Origin of the sequence: Lysinibacillus parviboronicapiens (assembly GCF_003049605.2) — a bacterium.
Classification (GTDB): Bacteria; Bacillota; Bacilli; order Bacillales_A; family Planococcaceae; genus Lysinibacillus; species Lysinibacillus parviboronicapiens.
The window spans coordinates 2,874,458-2,895,280 of sequence record NZ_CP073713.1; the positions used below are offsets into that span (position 1 = coordinate 2,874,458).

20 protein-coding genes and 1 pseudogene are annotated in these 20,823 nt (G+C 39.4%); 4 read left to right on the forward strand and 17 right to left on the reverse strand.

The features are described from left to right. The first annotated feature begins 1 nt into the window (after position 1). A pseudogene (locus tag C9J31_RS13865) lies at positions 2-362 on the forward strand (winged helix-turn-helix transcriptional regulator). A 535-nt stretch (positions 363-897) separates the two neighbouring features. Here C9J31_RS13865 and C9J31_RS13870 read toward each other — a convergent pair. From C9J31_RS13870 to C9J31_RS13890, 5 genes are all read right to left on the reverse strand, one after another. Beyond that, positions 898-1,287 (reverse strand): carboxymuconolactone decarboxylase family protein, encoded by a 390-nt coding sequence (locus C9J31_RS13870; RefSeq protein WP_107949535.1) that lies wholly within the window; start codon positions 1,285-1,287, stop codon positions 898-900. A 201-nt stretch (positions 1,288-1,488) separates the two neighbouring features. Continuing rightward, positions 1,489-2,886, reverse strand: coding sequence for an argininosuccinate lyase (gene argH, locus C9J31_RS13875; RefSeq protein WP_107923950.1), 1,398 nt, complete (start codon positions 2,884-2,886; stop codon positions 1,489-1,491). A gap of 206 nt (positions 2,887-3,092) precedes the next feature. Further along, positions 3,093-4,286 carry an argininosuccinate synthase gene (locus C9J31_RS13880; protein ID WP_107949533.1) on the reverse strand — a complete coding sequence of 398 codons (1,194 nt, stop codon included), beginning with the start codon at positions 4,284-4,286 and terminating at the stop codon, positions 3,093-3,095. Between the two features lie 331 nt (positions 4,287-4,617). Next, a complete protein-coding gene (locus C9J31_RS13885) occupies positions 4,618-5,373 on the reverse strand; it encodes an SDR family NAD(P)-dependent oxidoreductase (protein WP_107949532.1) in 756 nt (251 codons plus the stop codon). Positions 5,374-5,380: 7 nt separating this feature from the next. Continuing rightward, the gene (locus C9J31_RS13890; RefSeq protein WP_107949530.1) at positions 5,381-6,328 is read right to left on the reverse strand and encodes an MBL fold metallo-hydrolase; all 948 of its coding nucleotides are present in this window, start codon (positions 6,326-6,328) and stop codon (positions 5,381-5,383) included. A 388-nt stretch (positions 6,329-6,716) separates the two neighbouring features. Between C9J31_RS13890 and proC the strand changes: the two genes are divergently transcribed. Then, positions 6,717-7,523 carry a pyrroline-5-carboxylate reductase gene (gene proC / locus C9J31_RS13895; protein WP_107949528.1) on the forward strand — a complete coding sequence of 269 codons (807 nt, stop codon included), beginning with the start codon at positions 6,717-6,719 and terminating at the stop codon, positions 7,521-7,523. A 45-nt stretch (positions 7,524-7,568) separates the two neighbouring features. Beyond that, positions 7,569-8,579, forward strand: a complete 1,011-nt coding sequence (gene namA / locus C9J31_RS13900; RefSeq protein ID WP_107949526.1) for an NADPH dehydrogenase NamA — start codon at positions 7,569-7,571, stop codon at positions 8,577-8,579. 219 nt (positions 8,580-8,798) lie between these two features. Here the strand turns inward: namA and C9J31_RS13905 are convergent, their stop codons facing one another. Then, on the reverse strand, positions 8,799-9,074 hold the full coding sequence (locus C9J31_RS13905) for a YuzB family protein (protein ID WP_107949524.1): 276 nt from the start codon (positions 9,072-9,074) through the stop codon (positions 8,799-8,801). A 370-nt stretch (positions 9,075-9,444) separates the two neighbouring features. On the opposite strand from C9J31_RS13905, the gene C9J31_RS13910 reads away from it, so the two are divergent. Beyond that, positions 9,445-10,470 carry a DUF2332 domain-containing protein gene (locus C9J31_RS13910; RefSeq protein ID WP_107949523.1) on the forward strand — a complete coding sequence of 342 codons (1,026 nt, stop codon included), beginning with the start codon at positions 9,445-9,447 and terminating at the stop codon, positions 10,468-10,470. Between the two features lie 77 nt (positions 10,471-10,547). Here C9J31_RS13910 and C9J31_RS13915 read toward each other — a convergent pair whose 3' ends face one another. From C9J31_RS13915 to C9J31_RS13965, 11 genes are all read right to left on the reverse strand, one after another. Next, a complete protein-coding gene (locus C9J31_RS13915; RefSeq protein ID WP_274520176.1) occupies positions 10,548-11,108 on the reverse strand; it encodes an NADPH-dependent FMN reductase in 561 nt (186 codons plus the stop codon). An 18-nt stretch (positions 11,109-11,126) separates the two neighbouring features. After that, positions 11,127-12,182 carry an LLM class flavin-dependent oxidoreductase gene (locus C9J31_RS13920; protein ID WP_107949521.1) on the reverse strand — a complete coding sequence of 352 codons (1,056 nt, stop codon included), beginning with the start codon at positions 12,180-12,182 and terminating at the stop codon, positions 11,127-11,129. A gap of 14 nt (positions 12,183-12,196) precedes the next feature. After that, positions 12,197-13,135, reverse strand: a complete 939-nt coding sequence (locus tag C9J31_RS13925; RefSeq protein ID WP_107949519.1) for a ring-cleaving dioxygenase — start codon at positions 13,133-13,135, stop codon at positions 12,197-12,199. A gap of 54 nt (positions 13,136-13,189) precedes the next feature. After that, on the reverse strand, positions 13,190-13,633 hold the full coding sequence (locus tag C9J31_RS13930) for a MarR family winged helix-turn-helix transcriptional regulator (protein WP_107949518.1): 444 nt from the start codon (positions 13,631-13,633) through the stop codon (positions 13,190-13,192). Positions 13,634-13,728: 95 nt separating this feature from the next. Next, entirely contained in the window at positions 13,729-14,349 is a 621-nt protein-coding gene (cdaS, locus tag C9J31_RS13935) for a sporulation-specific diadenylate cyclase CdaS (protein ID WP_107923940.1), read from the reverse strand. Positions 14,350-14,652: 303 nt separating this feature from the next. After that, positions 14,653-16,032, reverse strand: coding sequence for a DHA2 family efflux MFS transporter permease subunit (locus C9J31_RS13940; RefSeq protein ID WP_107949516.1), 1,380 nt, complete (start codon positions 16,030-16,032; stop codon positions 14,653-14,655). Positions 16,033-16,093: 61 nt separating this feature from the next. After that, the gene (locus C9J31_RS13945) at positions 16,094-16,678 is read right to left on the reverse strand and encodes a TetR/AcrR family transcriptional regulator (protein ID WP_107949514.1); all 585 of its coding nucleotides are present in this window, start codon (positions 16,676-16,678) and stop codon (positions 16,094-16,096) included. A gap of 145 nt (positions 16,679-16,823) precedes the next feature. Next, positions 16,824-17,054: an acyl-phosphate glycerol 3-phosphate acyltransferase gene (locus C9J31_RS13950; RefSeq protein ID WP_107949512.1), complete on the reverse strand. Its 231-nt coding sequence runs from the start codon at positions 17,052-17,054 to the stop codon at positions 16,824-16,826. A gap of 228 nt (positions 17,055-17,282) precedes the next feature. Beyond that, the gene (rnz, locus tag C9J31_RS13955; RefSeq protein WP_107949510.1) at positions 17,283-18,215 is read right to left on the reverse strand and encodes a ribonuclease Z; all 933 of its coding nucleotides are present in this window, start codon (positions 18,213-18,215) and stop codon (positions 17,283-17,285) included. 247 nt (positions 18,216-18,462) lie between these two features. Further along, positions 18,463-19,299, reverse strand: coding sequence for a class I SAM-dependent methyltransferase (locus C9J31_RS13960; RefSeq protein ID WP_107923938.1), 837 nt, complete (start codon positions 19,297-19,299; stop codon positions 18,463-18,465). After that, positions 19,296-20,795: a cobyric acid synthase gene (locus C9J31_RS13965; RefSeq protein ID WP_107923937.1), complete on the reverse strand. Its 1,500-nt coding sequence runs from the start codon at positions 20,793-20,795 to the stop codon at positions 19,296-19,298. The genes C9J31_RS13960 and C9J31_RS13965 overlap by 4 nt, the downstream gene beginning before the upstream one ends. Positions 20,796-20,823 lie beyond the last annotated feature (28 nt).

A 20,823-nucleotide genomic window follows, 5' to 3' on the forward strand; every position in this document is an offset into this window, starting at 1 on the left:
AATGGCTCGATTTAAATTTCAAGGAGAACCACCTCATGAAGAACAAGAAGAAGTATTCTCTTTGACACTTACTCAAAAATGTAATCGCTGGAAGATGGAAAATTATTATTTTATGGTATCTAAGTCGGCGAACAAGAAGATTTAACGAACTTCAAAGGTTGTTACCAGGCATTTCAAAAGGCATATTAACAAGACAATTGAGAGAATTGGAAGAAGACGGAATGGTTCACAGAGAAGTGTATAAAGAAGTTTCTCCGAAAGTTGGATACTCACTAACATTACTAGGGAAAAACTTTATACCTGTATTAGACATTATGGGCGAGTGGGGTAAAAACTATATGGAGAAAAAACAAAAGGAATAAAAAGTTATAGTAGAGCCTTGTCGTATGTATGTTATAAGGTATTTATTCATACATCTTAGTCAATTAAATAATCCGATTATTGAGTAGCATACCTTACCTTCTTTTAGTAAATGAATTAACTTTTTGTCACTTTATAATTTTGGCATAAAAAAGACCCAGAATCATTCTGGGTCCGAGGACACTTATTGCCTCTAATTATTGTTACTGTTTGGCTTCTGCTTCAGACCTCAAGATATAGCAAGACAGAGTAAACTCTGTATTACCAATTCATTGAGTTTTTTGAAGCTCCACCTTATACAGCTGTGGCGGACTTTCCTGAGATTCTTTGTCTACTGGTGTATGACTACTCATTCTGCATCCTCCTCATCATAATAGATGAATAAGTGTAACCTTTAACAGTATGGGCTGTAGTTCATAAAGCTATACATAGAATGGTTAAAATTAAAGGTACTCTCCTAAAATTTTCGCGAGTTATCGCTGTGTTATTTGCGAAAATCGCTATGAGAAACAACATGAAGTTCTTTGACTCGTGCTATTATTTTACCTTGAGCTGCTTTTCTTGAAAAACTTGCTGAGCCATCGTTAGTGCATTTTGCACACGTGGAAAGCCAATGTATGGCACTAATTGCAGCAGTGCTTCCACAATCTCTGTCGGTGTTAAACCTGCATGCAAGCCTCTTTTAATATGTGTTTTTGTTTGTGGTTCAGCACCTTGTGTAACAACCGCTGTAATCACGACAAGCGCGCGACTTTTGGCCTCGAGTCCTGGTCGTGAATAGACATCACCATAAGCAAACTCAATAATCATCTTGCGTAAATCTGGCGCTATATCAGCGAGTGTATCTGAATCTACCAAGCGAGTTGCTTCTTCTTCTGTGATATAGTGTTTAATCGTTGCTAACCCCTTTGTAAAACGTTCCCCCATTTATAATCCCTCCCAAATTTTATATACAAAAACCCCAATTCCGCGTCTCCAGAATGGGGGGATTGTCCTTCACATATGTAAGGTGCTCTTTTTCGTTTCACCCTCTGGCTCCTGCGAAAAAGGAAATGGTTTGTTCATAGTGTCTCACTGGACAGCTTTAATGAAGTTCTATGCAAAAGTCACGAGGACATGCACGCAAATTTAAGAATTGTGTGTAAATTGTGTGTGTGCCAGGCACTCTTTGGCTTTTTCGATTTGGATTTTTACTTGATCAAAGCCTGTACCACCTAATGAATGACGACGGCGAACAGCCGCTTCTGGTGCCAGCACATCATAAATATCTGCCTCGATAAGCTCACTTTCTTTTTTCATATCTTCAATTGGTAAATCCAATAAATAGATATCCTTTTGAATACAAGTGAAGACGAGTTTGCCAGTTACTTCATGTGCTTCACGGAAAGGCATTCCTTTTGTTGCAAGGTAGTCTGCAAGTTCCGTGGCATTTGAGAAGTCAGAGTGCACTGCCTTGTGCAGACGCTCTGTATTGACAGTCATCGTGCGTACCATTCCTTCAAAGATTTTCAGTGAGCCAAGAATTGTGTGCACGGTATCGAACATACCTTCTTTGTCTTCCTGCATATCTTTGTTGTACGTTAACGGTGTACCTTTTAGCACAGTTAATAAGCCCATTAAGTTACCGTATACACGGCCCGTCTTTCCGCGAATTAACTCTGCCATATCAGGATTTTTCTTTTGTGGCATAATGGAAGAGCCAGTTGAAAACGCATCGTCTAGCTCAATAAACTTAAATTCATCTGTTGACCAAAGGATAATCTCCTCAGCAAAACGCGATAAATGTGCCATTAGTAATGAAGAATTGCTTAAAAATTCAACAATGAAATCACGGTCGCTTACCGCATCCATTGAGTTTGCATACACTTGAGAAAAGCCAAGTAGCTCCGCAGTTTTTAAACGGTCTATTGGGAAAGTTGTCCCTGCCATCGCTCCAGCCCCTAAAGGCAGAATATCAATGCGTTTTACAGACTCCGTAAAGCGTTGTTTATCGCGTTCAAGCATCCAAAAGTACGCCATTAAATGATGGGCAAACGAAATTGGTTGTGCACGCTGTAAGTGTGTGTAACCAGGAGCAATTGTTTCCACATGCTCTTGCGCCTTTTCTAGTAACGTTTTTTGGAATGTCTCGATTAAGCCGACAGCTTCCTGCACACGTTTTTTCAAGAAAATATGCATATCCGTTGCCACTTGGTCGTTACGGCTACGACCTGTATGAAGTTTCCCACCAACAGGGCCAATTAAATCGATCAGCATTTTCTCTAAGTTTAAATGGATATCCTCGTTCGCAACGCTAAATTCAAGCTCACCTGCAATTGCTTTCTCCTGTAGTTGTGCAAGGCCGCCAAGAATGCTCTCAACGTCAGTTGCTGGTAAAATTCCAGTCTCCCCAAGCATTGTAACATGAGCGACACTACCTTCCAGGTCTTCCATTACAAGTTGTTGGTCAAAGCCGATAGATGCGCCGAACTCATCAACCCATGCTTCTGCTGATTTTTGGAATCGTCCGCCCCAAAGTTTTGTCATAACAGCTCACCTTTTCCTTTAGTACTTATCGAAAAGGTGCAGTACAGCGCATATGCTACACTACACCTAGATTTTCGTTGTTTCTAGCCCAGTGCCTAACCCTCACAACATGATTTGCTTTCTTAAGCGAAAGTGATACCACGTTACTTTTCGCTTCGAGCGCGCAAGCAGTGTTACGGGATAAACAGAATGCTTCGTTTTTTTAACTATTTTTTATTGACCGAAGAGTTAACCACTGTTGGCAAGCCCCATAATTCGATGAAACCTACTGCTGAAGCATGGTTGAAGGCATCTTCTTTTGAGTAAGTTGCCAGTTTTTCATTGTATAAAGAATTTGGCGATTTACGTCCTTCAACAATTGCATGACCTTTGTAAAGTTTCACGCGCACCGTACCATTTACATATTGTTGTGATTCTTTTAAGAATGCTTCAAGTGCATCACGTAATGGAGAGAACCATAAACCATCATAGATTAATTCAGATAATTTTTTCTCAATTATAGGTTTAAAATGCGCTAATTCTTTTACAAGTGTTAAATCCTCAAGCTCTTTATGAGCAGCTAACAGTACTTTGGCACCTGGAATTTCGTATACTTCACGAGATTTAATACCTACCAAACGGTTTTCGACGTGATCGATACGACCAACACCGTGTGCGCCAGCAACTGCATTTAATTCTTGAATTAAATCAGCTAGTTTCATTTCTTTGCCGTTTAAAGCAACAGGTTTACCAGCTACGAATTCGATTTCTACATATTGTGCTTCATTGGGTGCTTGTTCTACAGAAACTGTTAAACCGTAAGCTTCTTCTGGTGGTGCAACCCAAGGATCTTCCATTACGCCTGCTTCGTTTGCACGGCCCCATAGATTTTGGTCGATTGAAAACGGTGAGTCAAGTGTAGCAGGAATCGGTACATTGTGTTTCGCTGCGTATTCGATTTCCTCGTCACGGCTCCAGCCCCATTCACGAACAGGTGCTAAAACTTCTAAATCTGGGTTCAATGCTTTAATTGACACTTCGAAACGAACTTGGTCATTGCCTTTACCTGTGCAACCGTGAGCCACTGCGTCCGCGCCTACTTGGTCGGCGATTTCCACTAATTTTTTAGAAATAAGTGGTCGAGAAAGAGCTGATACTAATGGATATTTTTGTTCATACCAAGTATGAGCTTGTAAAGAAACCAGTGCGTAATTTTCTGCGAATTCGTCCTTTGCATCCACCATGTATGATTCAACTGCACCTACTTGAAGTGCTTTGTTTTTAATGAATTCTAGGTCTTTTCCTTCACCAACATCGAGACAAACTGCAATAACGTCCCAACCTTGCTCTTTTAACCACGGAATTGCTACTGAAGTATCAAGACCGCCCGAGTATGCTAATACTACTTTTTTATTTGTCATGAAAAAATGCGCCTCCAATTGCTCTATAGGATATGTATGTTTATACATTCACTTAAAAGTTTATACACGAATAGTAACATGTTATAAAAATAAAAACAAGTGTATTTTTATAAAAAAATAGACTTTTATGTTTAATCGTAAAAGTCAGTTAATACAAGATTTTAGCCACTATTGGAACAGTAAAACTTTTTACTCGAAAATACGATTAATTCCTGACAAGGCTAATGTATACAATATAAAAAAATGATCTACTAACGAAAAAGAGAAGCCGTCTCAAAAATCAATTGAAACGACTCCTCTAGTAAGGAAGGCATCATCTAAGCTGTTATAGTTATTTCTTATTAAAAAATGGCTTACCCAAAAATTCAATTGTGGCCGGCGCTAAAGCATACAATTTACTCGATAAACCCATAATACGTGGTAAATTCACTTCTCTTACAGGACGTTCAATTGTTTTTAGCGTCGCATGTGCAACTTCTTCAGGTGTTAATAGAAACCTACCTAAAGACTCTCGATAACCACTTTCGTCACTTACCTTATCTAAAAAAGGTGTGTCAATCGGGCCAGGATGAATCGCAGTAACCTTGACATTAAATGGTGCCAGTTCCATACGTAAGCCGTTTGTAAAGCCGACGATCGCGTGCTTTGTTGCTGCGTAAACACTAGCCTTTGGTGTTGCTACTTTTCCTGCCTGGGAACCAATGAAAATAAGCTGGCCCCGTCCACGTTCTATCATAGAAGCCGCTAAACGTTTTGCTAAGTAAATCGGTACACTGACATTGACCTCGACCATTTCAGTGATAGCTTCATCAGATAATGCGGGTGCAATGCCAAACTTACCGACCCCTGCAGATAGAATCGCAACATCAATCGGGGGTAGCTGTGCACAAACTTCGTTAATTGCTGCAAGTGTTGTTAAGTCAGCTTGGATAACGTTAGCGCCTAATCGTTCTAGTGCTTTTAAGGCTACTGCATTGCGTCCTGTAGCATAGACCAAGTGGCCTTGTGCAACTAATAATTCTGTAATTTTCAATCCTATACCACTAGTCGCACCAGTAACAAAGATTGTCTTTTTATTCATTTTCATGTATAACCTACTTTCGTTTAAACAGATAGACACCTTCATCATTTTTCTTAGACGTCACAAGGTTAATTGCCTCTAAGTAGTCTAAATGACCAAGCGTTTTAGAAAGCGTTAGACCAAGCATACGCTGAAAAATCGATGGATATAATCGTTGTGTCATTTGTACCACTGTTAACTGATCATCATCAATCAACTCAAAGACCTTCATCGATTGCAGATGTTGGCGTTCAAGTCGCTTATCGATTAAATCCGGAATATTTTGTAAATCTGCGCCATGCCCTGTATACATGGTTTTGACGGGTAATTGGCGCAAAATTTCAAGTGATGCATTATATTGCAGTAACGATTTCGTGCGCCCTATTGAACGATCTAATGGTGGTTCAATTAATGGATTAGGTGTAATCTTTTCAAGCAGTAGGTCTCCCCCAATAACATTATGTGTTTTTTCATCCCAAAAAATAAAATGACTTTGCGCATGTCCTAATGTTTCAAACGCCTGTAATCCAGGATGTCCCGGTACTTCATCACCGTCATTTAAAATTTGAGTCAACGGTCGTTCACCTACAAGCTCTAATTCACGACGTACATGGACACTCTGTTGAATATACTCATGAGGTACTCCATGTTCAAACAAACGCTCACTATAAAACTGTTCATGATAACGTAAAAACTCTTCGTCATGACGTAGCCATTTATCGTTATAGGCATGCCCTAAAATTTCTGCATGCGGAAATGCATCCACCCAGCCTGCATGATCTGGGTGATGATGGGTTAACACAACCTGTTCAATATCTTGCAACTGAAAACCAGCTGCCCGAACCCCCCACTTCAGAGCATCGTATGCTTCCATTGTTTTTGGACCAACATCAAAAATCGTCAGTGCATCCCCTTTGACAACAAATGCATTAACATCTCCTACTTCATAGGGTGTTGGTATTTCGATTTTGTGAATAGACAAAGCTGTTTCCCCCTTATTGCTACTAATGAATACTGATTCATTTTATTTTACAAGTTTTTCTTTCTTTCGTCACCCTTCTGTTGACAGGTTGACGTATTATCAATATAATTTTGAATAATCTAATTATTTATGTGCGTTGAAGAAGCCAAGTACGTCGTGGTGAAAGGTGTTCTAGAGAATGTTACATTTGCTGCAAGTAACATCACCCGCTCCCATTACTGAACCTACTTCTGAGCAGTTATGACAACATAACCGTCCCCCTTGCGATAAAAGGGCTAAGAGTTGTGCCAAAATTGGCAAACAAAGGTGGTACCGCGGAAACGACAGCGTTTTCGTCCTTCTATGTGAGGACGAGAGCGCTTTTTATTTTGAACTGGAGGTTTTTCTTATGAAAAAAATATTATTTATTGGTGCAGGCTCTATGGCTGAAGCATTAATGCAAGGCTGGATAAAGCAGAAAGTATTCACAGCGCAAGAAATATACGTCACCAATCGCTCAGATAAAGAACGGCTACAATTTTTACACAACACATACAACGTGAACTATATGATGAATGATGACATTTATATGCAAGCTGATTTAATCATATTAGCGATGAAACCAAAGGATGCAATTGCAGCCATGCTAGAGCTAAAACCTAAAATTTCCGCCCACACTGCTGTCCTGTCCATCTTAGCTGGGATTGCCATAAACACTATAACAGAAAATTTAGGATTGCGCCCAGTAGCACGTGTCATGCCCAATACTTCTGCAACCATTGGGATGTCAGCAAGTGGCATAGCATTTAATGATCGCATTACAGCCGAACACCGTACTATGTTCCTACAATTATTAGAGGCCGTTGGGTCAGTCATCGAGGTCGAAGAAGATCAGCTACATGCGGTTACTGCGCTTTCTGGAAGTGGTCCTGCTTATATTTATTACCTAATGGAAGCTTTTGAACGTGTTGGGACAGAAGTGGGTCTGACGAAAGATACTGTACGACTTCTTATGACGCAAACACTTGCTGGTACTGCAGAAATGCTAAAACAATCCCTAGATGAACCCGATGTACTCCGTAAAAAAGTAACAAGCCCAGGCGGTACAACTGAGGCCGGCATTAAAGCGCTCGAACAATACAAATTTAATGAAGCCATTACTGCATGCATCAAAGAAGCAGAAGCACGATCTCGTTCACTTGCAAAAAGCAAATAATCTGTGCAAAATAGAGTTAACAACTAGGAATTAGGGGGCTTTGCTTTGACTAAATTATTCAAACCATATCAATTACAAAATATTTCATTAAAAAATCGCATTGTCATGGCGCCGATGTGTATGTATTCTGCCCAAGACGATGGCTTCGTGACGCCATTCCATGTTGTGCATTACGCAACACGCGCAGCCGGTCAAGTAGGTTTAATCGTGGTGGAGGCTACTGGTGTAGTACCTGAAGGGCGCATCTCCAACAAAGACCTTGGTATTTGGGATGATACACATATTGCTGGCTTAACACAGCTAGTAGACGGCATGAAAGCATACGGAGCAAAAACAGCGATTCAACTTGCACATGCTGGGCGTAAAGCAACAGTCGATGGAGAAATATTTGCACCTTCTGCCGTTGCGTTTAGTGATGCTTATAAGACACCCACTGAAATGACCCTAGAAGATATCCAAAAAGTTATTGAAGCCTTCAAACAAGCAGCTATTCGGGCTAGTAAAGCTGGTTTTGATGCACTTGAGATTCATGGAGCGCACGGCTATTTAATTAGTGAGTTTTTATCGCCAGCAGTAAATAAACGTACCGATAACTACGGTGGCTCACAGGAGAATCGCTATCGTTTACTGCGCCAAGTCATCGATGCTGTTCGTAGTGTTTGGAATGGTCCGCTGCTCATTCGTGTTTCAGCTGAAGACTATGCAGAAGATGGCACTACAATGGAAGATTTTATTGTATTCAGTCGCTGGATGAAATCACAGGGTGTCGATTTAGTCGATGTCTCTACAGGTGGCGTCGTACAGGCTGACATCCATGTCTTTCCTGGTTATCAAGTGCCACATGCTGAAAGCATTAAGCAAGGCGCTGATATGCCAACAAGTGCAGTTGGTCTTATCACAACCGCTATTCAAGCAGAGGAAATTTTACAAAATAATCGTGCTGATTTGATTTTTTTAGGTCGTGTGCTATTACGTGAACCCTATTGGCCACTACATGCTGCAAAGGAATTAGGCGAAGAAGTGACACCACCCGTGCAATATATTAGAGGTTGGTAATTAAGTACCCTCTTTACAGATCATAACAAAGTAAAGAGACTGTGATTTATGAATTACATGTCACAGTCTCTTTTAATAAGAACAACCTAGGTTGACAACAACCATTCTCCTAACAAACGTATTGATGAACTCCGCCAGTCATTTTCTTCGATTTTCGTAAATACACTCTAGTACCACTTTCTATCATCCATCGTCATCACTACCCGCTATAATGTGCTCTCAAAGAGGATTTAGCTTAATTTCCTCATCTATTGCTTGCACTAATGTCTCAGCATCATCCGCCGTAATCACTTCTCCATTGACAATCGCGAAAATACCTTGCTCGCAAACTTCACAGTGCGATGTACAACCTGATTCTTCTATTTCAATATCGGATCGCTCCATTAATACATCATAGGCATCTGCTGCACCAAGTGATAAATTCGTTATGCAAAACTCCACTCTATTTTTCAATTGTTGCGGCTCTTTATTTTTCTTAAAAAAAGAAAACACCATATCATTTACACTCCCTTTGACGTTTGCTTCCACACGATTAAATAAATTGTGCAAATAAATTATATCAATAAAGACGAATATTATTAAAGAAATTATAGTAATTGTTCATATCACATTGGTATTCTACTACAGGCAGACGCTTTCCGCAGGCAAGCACCGATCCTCTTGCTTCGTTACGCTCAGTACAGATCACAGTTCGCTTGCTTTTCCCACTGAAGCCGCCGCCTTACGCTCCTACCAAAAATGTTCGCCATTCTCTCAGTATTCATTTTAATTCGAAATTTTAATGCAAGCTACTAAATTTACTAAATTGTTTAACAATAATACACTTAAGACTAGAGAGTTCATTTTAAAACAAAGGGGAGAAACTATGATGCTAGCTAAACTAAGCCAACAGTTCCGTACTTTCGCAAAAAATGAATGTGAAAACTCAAGTCCACTTTACGAGCATTTGGCCTATACAATTGCAGATGACGAAGAAATATTGACAATTGCACGTTATGTACCTCAAGGGCAACCTGTCCCTAATTTATTGTTGGCAGCTGTACACTACTTGCTAGCAACAAATGAAGACGAATTAACGGGCTTCTATCCGTCCTTTACAACAACATCGAAACCGACAGATCATGTATATCCCGTTTTTAAAAAGTTCGTACTTTCTTACTTAGATGAATTGAAGGTTATCATGCAGGCAAAGCTTGTGCAAACAAATGAAATTCGTCGCTGTGCGTACCTTTATCCGATGATGACAGAAATTTATGCAAAACATCAAAAGCCGCTCGCTTTTCTAGAAATTGGTGCAAGTGCTGGCTTGCAGCTGGGCATGGATCAATATAACTATACTTATAATCGAAAATTATCTGTAATAAATTCAGCTAGTGACCTAGTGTTAACCTCGGACAATCAAGGTGAAGAATTACCACATTCCATTAGTAATTCAATTGTTGTTGGTCAGCGCATCGGCATTGATTTACATCCAATTGATGTCCATAATGAGGAAGAACTTCGTTGGCTACAAGCTTTAATTTGGCCTGAACATCATGAACGGCGTTCCATATTAAATAAAGCAATCCCTATTTTAAAAGGACTTGATATACAACTTTTAAGAGGCGATGCCATTAACGTCATAAAAGAGATTAGTAGTACAATTGATCAACAAGCCATTTTGGTTGTCTACCATACACATGTTGCAAATCAAATACCTATTGCGTTACGACGTGAATTGATAGAATGCTTACAAGAAATAAGCAAGGAAAGACCACTTTATCATTGTTATAATAATTTGTTTGATTACCAACTGCATCAAGACTTTATTCATCAAACAGAAATAACAACAGTTCGCACAATGGCTCAACCGGACGGTCATGCACGGTGGTTTACGTGGGCAAACAATTAATATAAAACAACGCTGCATGTGGATTTTCCTCATGCAGCGTTGTTTTATATTAAAATCTATTAGAAATACTTTCACCTCTAAAAGCCATACTCCGCATCTTTTTTTGCACGAATTTCTGCGAAAGCATCGGCTACCATAACTGTATCCTCTACTAAACGCTGTAAGCGGAAAAGAACATCATCGTTGATAATTTCTTTACGGAGAAAATCTTTTTCTTCTATAAATACATAGGTCGGTACAATATGTGCTTTCATATATGCAAGAATCGGTTTTAATTGTTGTTCAACCATTAGATAATGCTTAGATGTACCCGCAGTAACGACTGTACTCACAATTTTATCTCGGAAGGCATTTACAGGTAGTAAGTCAAATATATTTTTTAACGTTGCAGGAATTGATGCTTGAAATGTCGGTGTGCCAATGATTAATGCATCAGCAGCCATAATTGTTTCGGTCACATATTTTGTATCGCCCTCATACTCAAAATAGTTTCGACCATCACTAAATGCCATATTGTAGTCAGCGAGATCCAATAACGTTACTTCATGCTCGGTGTATTTTTGGTGAAGCATTTCAACGACTTTTGACATCGCTGTTTTTGTTTTAGAGCCGACAATTGAACCGGCTAGTGCGACGATTTACATGTAATGATCTCCTTAATTTGCGGTATATTTTTTAATCGCTGGTAATATATCATTGCCAATGATTTCAATGTTTTTCATTATTTTGTCGTATGGAACGCCACCAAAATCAATTTGTGCCATAAATCGTTGCATACCATAAAGTTCATATTGATAAAGTAATTTTTCGATAATTTCTTCTTTACTACCAACCATCAGCGCATCACGAGTATCGGGTGCTTGCGCAAATTGCTGCTTTGGATAGCCACCGCCACGAATTGCCTGGAAGCCACCATTAATATGTGGGTACATACCTTGTAATGCTTCTTTTGTTGTGTCAGCTACATAAAATAAGCTTGTTGTAGCAATTGGTAATTCTTGTGCATCAAAACCACTTCGTTCTGCCGCCTCACGATAGGCATCAACAGATGGTTTAAAGTTCACGGCTGGCCCTCCTAATGTTGTTAACATCATCGGGATACCCATATAGCCTGCTTTAATGGCACTGGCAGGTGGTCCCCCCACCGCACGCCAAATTGGCAGGGAGCCATCTTTCGGTTGTGGCAAAATTTGAGCATTGTGAATAGGTGCACGGTATTGCCCTTCCCAAGTGATAAGCTCTTCGTCATTAATCTTTTTTAGTAGTTCCAACTTTTCCTCAAAAATTTCCTCATAGTCCTGTAAATCGACGCCAAGTAAGTGGTATGCACCAACACGAGAACCTCGCCCCGCAACAATTTCCGCACGTCCATCTGAAATTAAATCAATCGTCGCAAAATCCTCATATACCCGTACAGGGTCAGAGACACTCAGCACCGTTGCAGAGCTTGCTATTTTAATTTTTTTCGTTGCTTGTGCAATCGCTCCTAAAACGACCGTATGTGCCTGTGTTGTAAAATACGATTGGTGACTTTCACCAACGCCAAATACATCAATGCCTGCCTGCTCTGCTAATTGACTTGCTTCGATTAGCTCTTGAAGACGTTGCTGTGCAGAAATTCGTTCACCCGTTAATGGATTTGGAATATGGTCCCCTAACGAATAAAGTCCAAATTCAATCCCTTTTGATTGGTCTATACGATATTTTTCCATTATTGTTCTCTCCTTTAATCTAATGGTTCTAAAATTGCTTCAATTTCAGCTCGTTTTTCCTCTAAAAATGGCGGCAAATCAAGCTCTTTGCCAAGATCTTCTATAGGAGAATCTACGGTAAACCCTGGACCGTCTGTTGCCATTTCAAATAGAATGTTATTACGATCTCTAAAATAAAGACTTTGGAAATAATAGCGGTCTACAACGCCTGTACTTTCTAAACCGCGCGCTTTAATTAAGGCATCCCATTCTTGAAGTTCTTCCACTGTTGCTACACGTAAAGCTAGGTGGTGAATACTTCCTCGACCAGGTTTTTCACTTGGTCCCTCCAGTTCTTTAACGACAATCTCGCCAAGTGTTTCCCCTGCAATAGATTGCAGGCGAGCTTCTTTTTCATTTTCAGTGACAACTGTATAATGAAATAGTTCTTGTAGTAAAGTCACTGTACGACTTATATAACGTACTGTCATTTCTACTGTCCCCATCCCTAAAATGCGATGCTCCACAGGGATATCACTTTCCCATGTTTGCCATTCGGCCGGTATTTGTTGATTGTGGTGATTTAAAAGCACCATTCGCAAGCCTTCATGATCTTCAAAAAACAGTGCATCTTTGCCTGCATAGGTCATAATCTCACTATGTTCTACTGCTAAAAGCTCAAAGCGTTTTTTCCAAAATACAAGGCTGTCATAACTTGGAACTAAAAGGCCAATGCGCGTAATGGCATTTGTTCCACGCACTGTACGTCCAGCAACAGGCATTTCAAAAAAGGATAACTCAGTTCCGGCAGCTCCTGTTAAATCTCCATAAAATAAGTGATACATAGATGGTGAATCCTGATTCACTGTTTTTTTCACTCGACGTAAGCCCAGAACTTTTGTATAAAAATCGTTATTTTGTTTCCCATTTTTTGTTAACATTGATATATGATGATGTCCACTTAATTTGTGCATTTTTGTGTCCTCCCTTTTTTCACTTGACTAAGCAAGTGATTGTCTAAAAAAAAATCACGCTTGTGGCAATTTCTTTACTCGGCTATGCTTTTCTATTTTCGACATAAGTGTATATAATGATTTCAGTTCTTCTTCTGTTAATACATCTTCAAAAAATGAGGATTGAAAGTGGAGCTGGCTTGGTGTCGCCGCATCTATCATCTGCTCACCTTTTTGCGTTAACGAAATCGTTTTTGTCTTCCAATTTTGCTTGCGCTCAATTAAACCATCCTTTTCAAGACGGGCAAGCATACGAGAAATGCCTCCTTGTGTAACCGTAACTTTCTCTGCTAACGCTGATTGTGTTAACGGTGCATATGTCTTGATTTGTATTAACACATCAAATTGTGCGGTCGTTAAATCAAAGCGCTTTAAAAAGTCATTGGATAGATGATTACTTTGATTTGTAAAGCGCATCATACGCAACCATGTAAGTGAGCCCAATGTATGTTTTCGCATCACTTTGTCCTCCCTTCATTTGTACTGTATCATCACTTTACCACGCAAGTGATAAACAAGCAAGAAAAATATCTCGAATTAGAGATATTTTTAGTTTAGAGAATTCCATGCGGGGTTATTGGGTGTAAATTTCCATTAAAAGCAAATGAAATTCTTCCCGTTTCCTCAGACACGACCATGATCAGTGCATCACTTCGTTCACTTAATCCTATCGCTGCTCGGTGTCTTGTGCCGAGTTTTTTTTCACCAGTATAAATATCTGAAAGAGGAAGAACATTTGCTGCAGACACAATTTTATTGTGACTTACTAATACGGCTCCATCATGTAGTGGATTTCCTGGGAAAAAAATAGATTCTAATAATGAATGCGTTAAGTCTGCGCCAATATGAATACCTGGTTTTAAAAAGGAATCCAGTGCATCTTCTCGTTGAATCACAATGAGCCCACCATGTCTTCTCTTAGACATATTTTGTACGCAATTTGATAGCTCTGGGTATTTTTCAGTAAACGGAGACAAATAACAATTTAAATAGAATGTCGCAGCCTGCATTTCAATCGTAATAAATTTCTCTTTGATTTTTTCAAAATCACTAAGAAGACAATTCGCTTCTGTATCCATTGCCTCTATACTTTGCTGCAAGGACATAATGACTTGACTAAGTTCATCTTTTACCGTTTGTTTCATTGGTGAAAAATCACAATTTGATTGATTCACAAAAAACACGCCTCTTTTCTAATATAATGATGGATCACCTCTTGGTATATTTAGTCTCTCTATCTGAATTTTTTTTATTCGCTTTGGAGGCATTTCACCAATCCCTCCCTTTATTTTCAAAATAATAAGGCTCACTACCTGTTCATATGTGAACAAGAAGTCGCCTATTTTTGGGTCAATAAGATATAAATTGTGCACTAATTTCAGCTATTAAACCATAGCCTGGCGCAAAATAACTGCCAAAGAATTTTTCTACAACATTTTATTTGACACGATCCATTTCATAATTAAATGCTTGAACGATTATTCTTGGACTATAAAGAATGACAATACTAGCCCACAAATACTTAATAAAGCCGCTGTAAAAAAGGCTGTCTGAATCCCTTGTAACATCGCCACCTCTAAAACATCCTGCTCTTTAAATCCTATGACAGTACTCATTACAGTAACAAGCAATGCTGTAACTATTGCTCCCCCTACCATCCTTAAAGTGCTATTCATGGCAGTTCCGTGGGCCATTAAATTAGTAGGTAGAGCATTCATGCCAGCAGTAGTAAGTGGCATCATAATCATCGCAATACCCAATGAGATACATGTAAATAGCAGTGCTAATAACCAAAGGGCTGTGGTCATACCTATTGTTATGAATAAGCTTGTACTAAACACAATGAGAGAAAACCCTACGATCGCCATTCCCCTCCCACCAAATTTATCGAAAATTTTCCCCGTCACAGGAGACATAAAGCCCATTACTAGAGCACCCAAAAGTAGGACTAATCCCGCCTCAAGAGCAGAAAGACCGCGTACATTTTGAATGTAAAATGTTAATAAAATTTGCGTGCCAGTCATAATCGCATAAACTAAACTGGATAAAATTGTGCTGATTGTAAAGGTCTTCGATTGAAAAACACGAAATTCAAGCATAGGGTTTGCTAATGCAAGCTGTCTTTTAATAAATACATAAAGAGCTACTCCACCAACGCCTAATGGAATAAACACTTGTGGGTTAGTAAAACCAACTGTTCCAGCTAAACTAAAGCCATAGAGTAGTCCTCCCCAGCCTAATGAAGATAACATAATAGAAAAACTATCTAAATGTCCATTTTTTTGTGGTGTTACATTTTTCATAAATAAAACACTCAGTAACAGAACAGCCATTGCAACAGGAAATACCATATAAAATATATGTCGCCATGTAAAATGCGCAATAACCCAGCCCGCTAAAGTTGGACCCACTGCGGGAGCAAATCCAGTAACGAGCCCTGCAAGTCCCATCACAGCGCCACGTTTCTCTTTCGGATACATGGACAATAGAGCTGTCTGCATTAAAGGCATAATAATCCCAGCCCCCGCAGCCTGTATCACTCGCGCAATCAGTAATACAGTAAAGGACGGTGCCAATGCGCCTAATAAAGTACCTATACTAAATAAGCTAAGCGCCGACATTAATAATATGCGGTTTGAAAAACGCCCAATTAAAAAAGCCGTAATCGGAATGAGTATCCCATTGGTCAATAAATAAACGGTCGTTAACCACTGTGCTAGATTCGCATCAATGTGAAAATCATGCATGATCGGTGGCATAGCAATTAATAATAATGTCTGGTTTAAAATCGAAACAAACGCAGCCGCTAGTAAAATAGCAACCACAATATTTTTCTGTCTGATCGTCATGATGTTCATTTTTCTACTTCCCTTCATAAGTTAGTTAGTGATAACTAACATTTTGTAAAAAATAAAACTACTATACTTGCACTCCTTTCAGAAAAGCCTCTACTGTATGTTGAACAAAAATTTCTTGCTGATCTTTTAAAAAATGGTTCTCCCAAATTGCAGTCGAAACGAAAAATCCAAATAATCCTGTTAAAAAAACAATTGCTTGCCCAGCTGTATCGATTTCCTTCTTCAAGTGCCCCTGTTCAATCGATTTTTGAAAATAGTCGGCCAATAAATTTTGTAGTTGGCGCGTATTATTGTCAGAAATTATATCTATTAACTCTGGTAGAATGCTTCGATCTTGCATGGCAATAAGAAAAATAGGTTTATTTTTCTCCATAAACGCTAAATAGCTGTGGGCAATTTGCTGCAAATCCTTTGTCAAATGTCCAGTTAGTTCATGTGAAAAGAAATGTTCGAAGTACGGTATGTAGGAATACGTGCGAATAAGTGATTGTAAGATCCCCAGCTTCGTATCAAAATGACGAAAAACTGTCATTTCACTGACACCTGCAGTTAATGCAATTTCTTTCACAGAAACATTGTTATAACCACGTTCGGTCATCAATGTAAGTGCTGATGCTAAAATTTTGTCCGCAGTATTTTTTCTCAAAGTATACCCTCCTAAATGTTAGTAATGACTAACAAAAATATAGATGACTTTTCTTATACTGTCAATCATTCGTTATTAGGCTAATAAAAAAAAGCACACGCCACTCGTATAGCTACCATTGGCGTGTGTTGCATTCTTTTGGTTATTACATGTGACCAGCACGAATTTTCTTAATAATACTGTATGTAGTAAAGGCAGCTGCTGGTGCAAGAACTGCAATAAAGATCAGCCAAACTTTCAAGCTTTCTGTTGACTTAAGCACTTCATAATTTGTCGTAACATAAATAATAAGACCGCCTAATAGTAAATAGCTCAACACGTTTGGAAAAATAACAAGTAAACGCAAAACAGCTGGTGGCATTTTTTGTTGATCCATACAACCACTCCCCTTTTACTCAATTATAAGTAAATCATCTATTAAACGCACTATATTTCTACAAATTCACAGAATTCTCTATTTCACCAGACTCATCTATTTTATAGTATTATTACTCCTGCTGATGACAGTTCTTAGCAATTTACTTGAAACAGCACTCTTTTATAATGAACTACCATTATAAAAGAGTGCTGTTTAGAAATTTTTTGATGCTAATATATACCACTTTCAATCTAATTTATCATTACTCCAAGTGAACACTGTTTGATCATATGTTAAGAGCGTTTGTGAGAAAACCTCTTGGGCCTGTGCTAAGAAAGTGGGTAAATCATGCGGTAAAAATCGGGCACTTAAATGATTGAGGAGTAAAAATTTTGCACCTGCACGTTTAGCAACCATAGCTGCTTCCACATTTGTGGAGTGTCCATAATTTGCTGCTAACTCCGTCGTCTCACCATCAAACGTTGCTTCGTGAATCACAATATCTGCCTGCTGTGCTAGCGTTATCGCCTCTTCACAATATTTTGTATCGCCTAAAATGGTTAGCGTAAAGCCTTTCTTAGGAGGTGCTACAACATCAGTAGCTTTAATAATTATGCCATTTTCAAGCTCAATATTGTGCCCCCTCTTTAACTGTCCAAGCAGTGGACCCTTTGGAACGCCTAAAGCTTGGACTTTCTCCATAAGCAATTCTCCTGGTAATTCCTTTTGTTCAATGCGGTAACCAAAACATGGTACAACATGACGTAATTCACCGGCTCGTACAGTAAAGTGTGCGTCCTCGTAAATGACACCTTCCTGTACTTCTACAAATTGTAGTGGATACGTTAAATGTGTTTTTGACAATGCAAATGTCTGCTCCACCCATTGTTGTAGTCCTGCTGGTCCAAAAATCGTTAATGGTTCATCGCCGCCTTGAAAGGAACGAGAGCTAAGAAATCCTGGCAGACCAAAAATATGATCACCATGTAAATGCGTGATGAAAATTTTCGTTACTTTACGTGGCTTTAAGGATGAATGTAATATTTGATGTTGTGTCGCTTCTCCGCAATCGAAAAGCCACATCTCACCGATTTCATCTAGAAGCTTTACCATTAGAGCACTTGTATTGCGCTCTTTCGAAGGCATGCCTGCGCCTGTCCCTAAAAAATGTAGTTGCACATATGCCACCTCAATTCTTTTTCTGTCGTTCTATTGTACCTTATTGCAGAAAATAAGAAAAACCTTTGGGGACAAGCTTTCTCCAAAGGTTTTTCCATTATCCCGCATGAACGGTCAGTAAGACGACCATCTCAATTTGATAGATGAGAACGAGTCAACTTGGTGGGCTATCAACTGACCGTAAAAACCCATTGGTTCAACTAACAATCCGTGGGGGATATAGACCCTCACGGATTGAAGTTTCACTTTATTTCGGTTGCCAAGACACAAGTGCAGCATGGAAATCATGACGGTAGTAATAACGACCATCCTTTTGTTCTATAAACGGTGCCAGCGATTCCTCGATATGTGCTCTGTTAAAATCAGTGTTTAATATTTTTTTACTTTGTGTTGTGATAAGTTGTTCATACGTCTCATATTCATATACGCGTTTCAGCGGTATTATGTTGCACTCTGCATAAATATCCATTTCATATAGCAAATTCAAAAATTCAATATAATCCCTTCGTGGGAACTTGATATCATAACCATATTTAGCATGCAATAGTTCATAATGCGGTTGAATCGGACCTGTCGTCATCCCAATTATCGCACGCTTTTTAGCAAGACGATTCATATGTTTTAATGCCGATTTAATTTCATACATGCGGTAAAAACAATTCACGCCAACAACAATATCATGTGCTGGAATGTCATTTTCACCAAGCTCTTCCCATTTCGCATGGACATAAGAAACATGTTTTTCATGCGGTAAGCAACTTTGTAAATAGGCGAGAATACTTTGTGAACTGTCGACACATGTCAGCTCATGAACATATTCAGCAAGTGGAAATGTATAATTTCCCCACCCAGGCCCGATTTCAAGAACTGAATGTTCCGGTTGAATACTTCTTTTAATTTCTTCAAAAATCCGTGCAGCATAAGGGTCTGTTTGTCCCCTTTTTTTACGTGCGACTGATTGTGACCAAAACTGTTCCTCTAAATGATCATTCACCATTCGTTCAGGCATTTGCCCTTGCCAATCCTTCATGCCTTCTTGCCATAGTGCCTCATAATCAATGGCTAACGGCCCTTTTCGTGTCATATGCTTACCTCTATATTCAAAATATCGTATATTTTTTCCATATCTAAATTAGCATGTACATGAGCAGCAAGCATATTGTAGGCATCTTCTCTGCGTTCTGCATCACTTTTTACATCACTTGGTAGCACTGCAAGCCCTTTTTTCATTCGTATGTCGTTGACAAGCTGTCGTGTAAAACTACGATTATGGAATAATCCGTGGAAATATGTGCCGATAACTTGCTCATCCACCGACACTGCACCGTCCACACGGCCATCATTTAACTGCAAAAATGGTGATACCTCATTACGCAAAATTTTTGTACGCCCAAGGTGAATCTCATAGCCTGTGAACGTATCATTTCCGCGAGTTCCTGTCATTTGTACAGTCTTTTTATCGCCTACAAAAACTGTTTCCATTGGTAGTAGCCCTAAGCCTTGTGCTGCATCACCGTTCCCTTCTACAGCATCAGGATCAAGTAATGTTTCACCAAGCATTTGGAAGCCACCACAAATACCAATAATTTTTGTACCACGTGCTCGTAAGTTGGCAATGGCTTGCTCAAAGCCTTGTGCTTTTAACCAAGCTAAATCATCCATCGTACTTTTTGTACCTGGTAGTATTAGTAAATCAGGAGTGCCAAGCTCTGCAACATTTGCAATTAATCGCACACCCACCTCTGGTTCATCGAAAAACGGATCGACATCAGTAAAATTCGAAATTCGAGGCAAACGAATCATGGCGATATCCACCAAAAACTCGCCTGGTTTTGGTTTTTTAAAGCGTAATGAAGATAATGCAAGTGAGTCCTCTGCCTCAATATTGACATCTACGTAGGGTACTACGCCTAATACAGGAATGCCTGTCTCACGTTCCACCCATTCAATACCATCATCAAGTAACTCCCGCAACCCTCTGAATTTATTAATAATTAACCCTTTCACGCGTGCACGTTCGGCATCATCGAGCAATGCTAATGTGCCAATAATTGACGCAAACACACCACCACGATCAATATCTGCAACTAAAATAACTGCAGCATCAGCTAAGTGGGCCATACGCATATTCGCAATATCGCGATCTTTTAAATTGATTTCTGCCGGGCTGCCTGCGCCTTCGAGCACAATCACATCATATGTATTTTGTAATGTTCGTACAGATTTTTCAACGATGGGCATCGCCTCCTGCACAAATTTATTACGGTAACTTTTCGCGTCCATGTTCAAAAAATGCTTGCCATGTACAATGACCTCAGACACCATATCCTGCTTTGGCTTTAATAAAATCGGGTTCATATCTGTGGTAGCAATAACACGCGCTGCTTCTGCTTGTACACCTTGTGCACGGCCAATTTCACCGCCATCCTCCGTTACAAATGAATTAAGCGCCATATTTTGTGACTTAAAGGGTACTACCTTTAGCCCCGCATCAGAAAAAATACGGCATAAGGCTGTACAAATCATACTTTTTCCAACGTCCGAAGCAGTTCCTTGAATCATAATTGATTTTGCTGGCACACTCTTTCCTCCCATCACTTATCCAGAA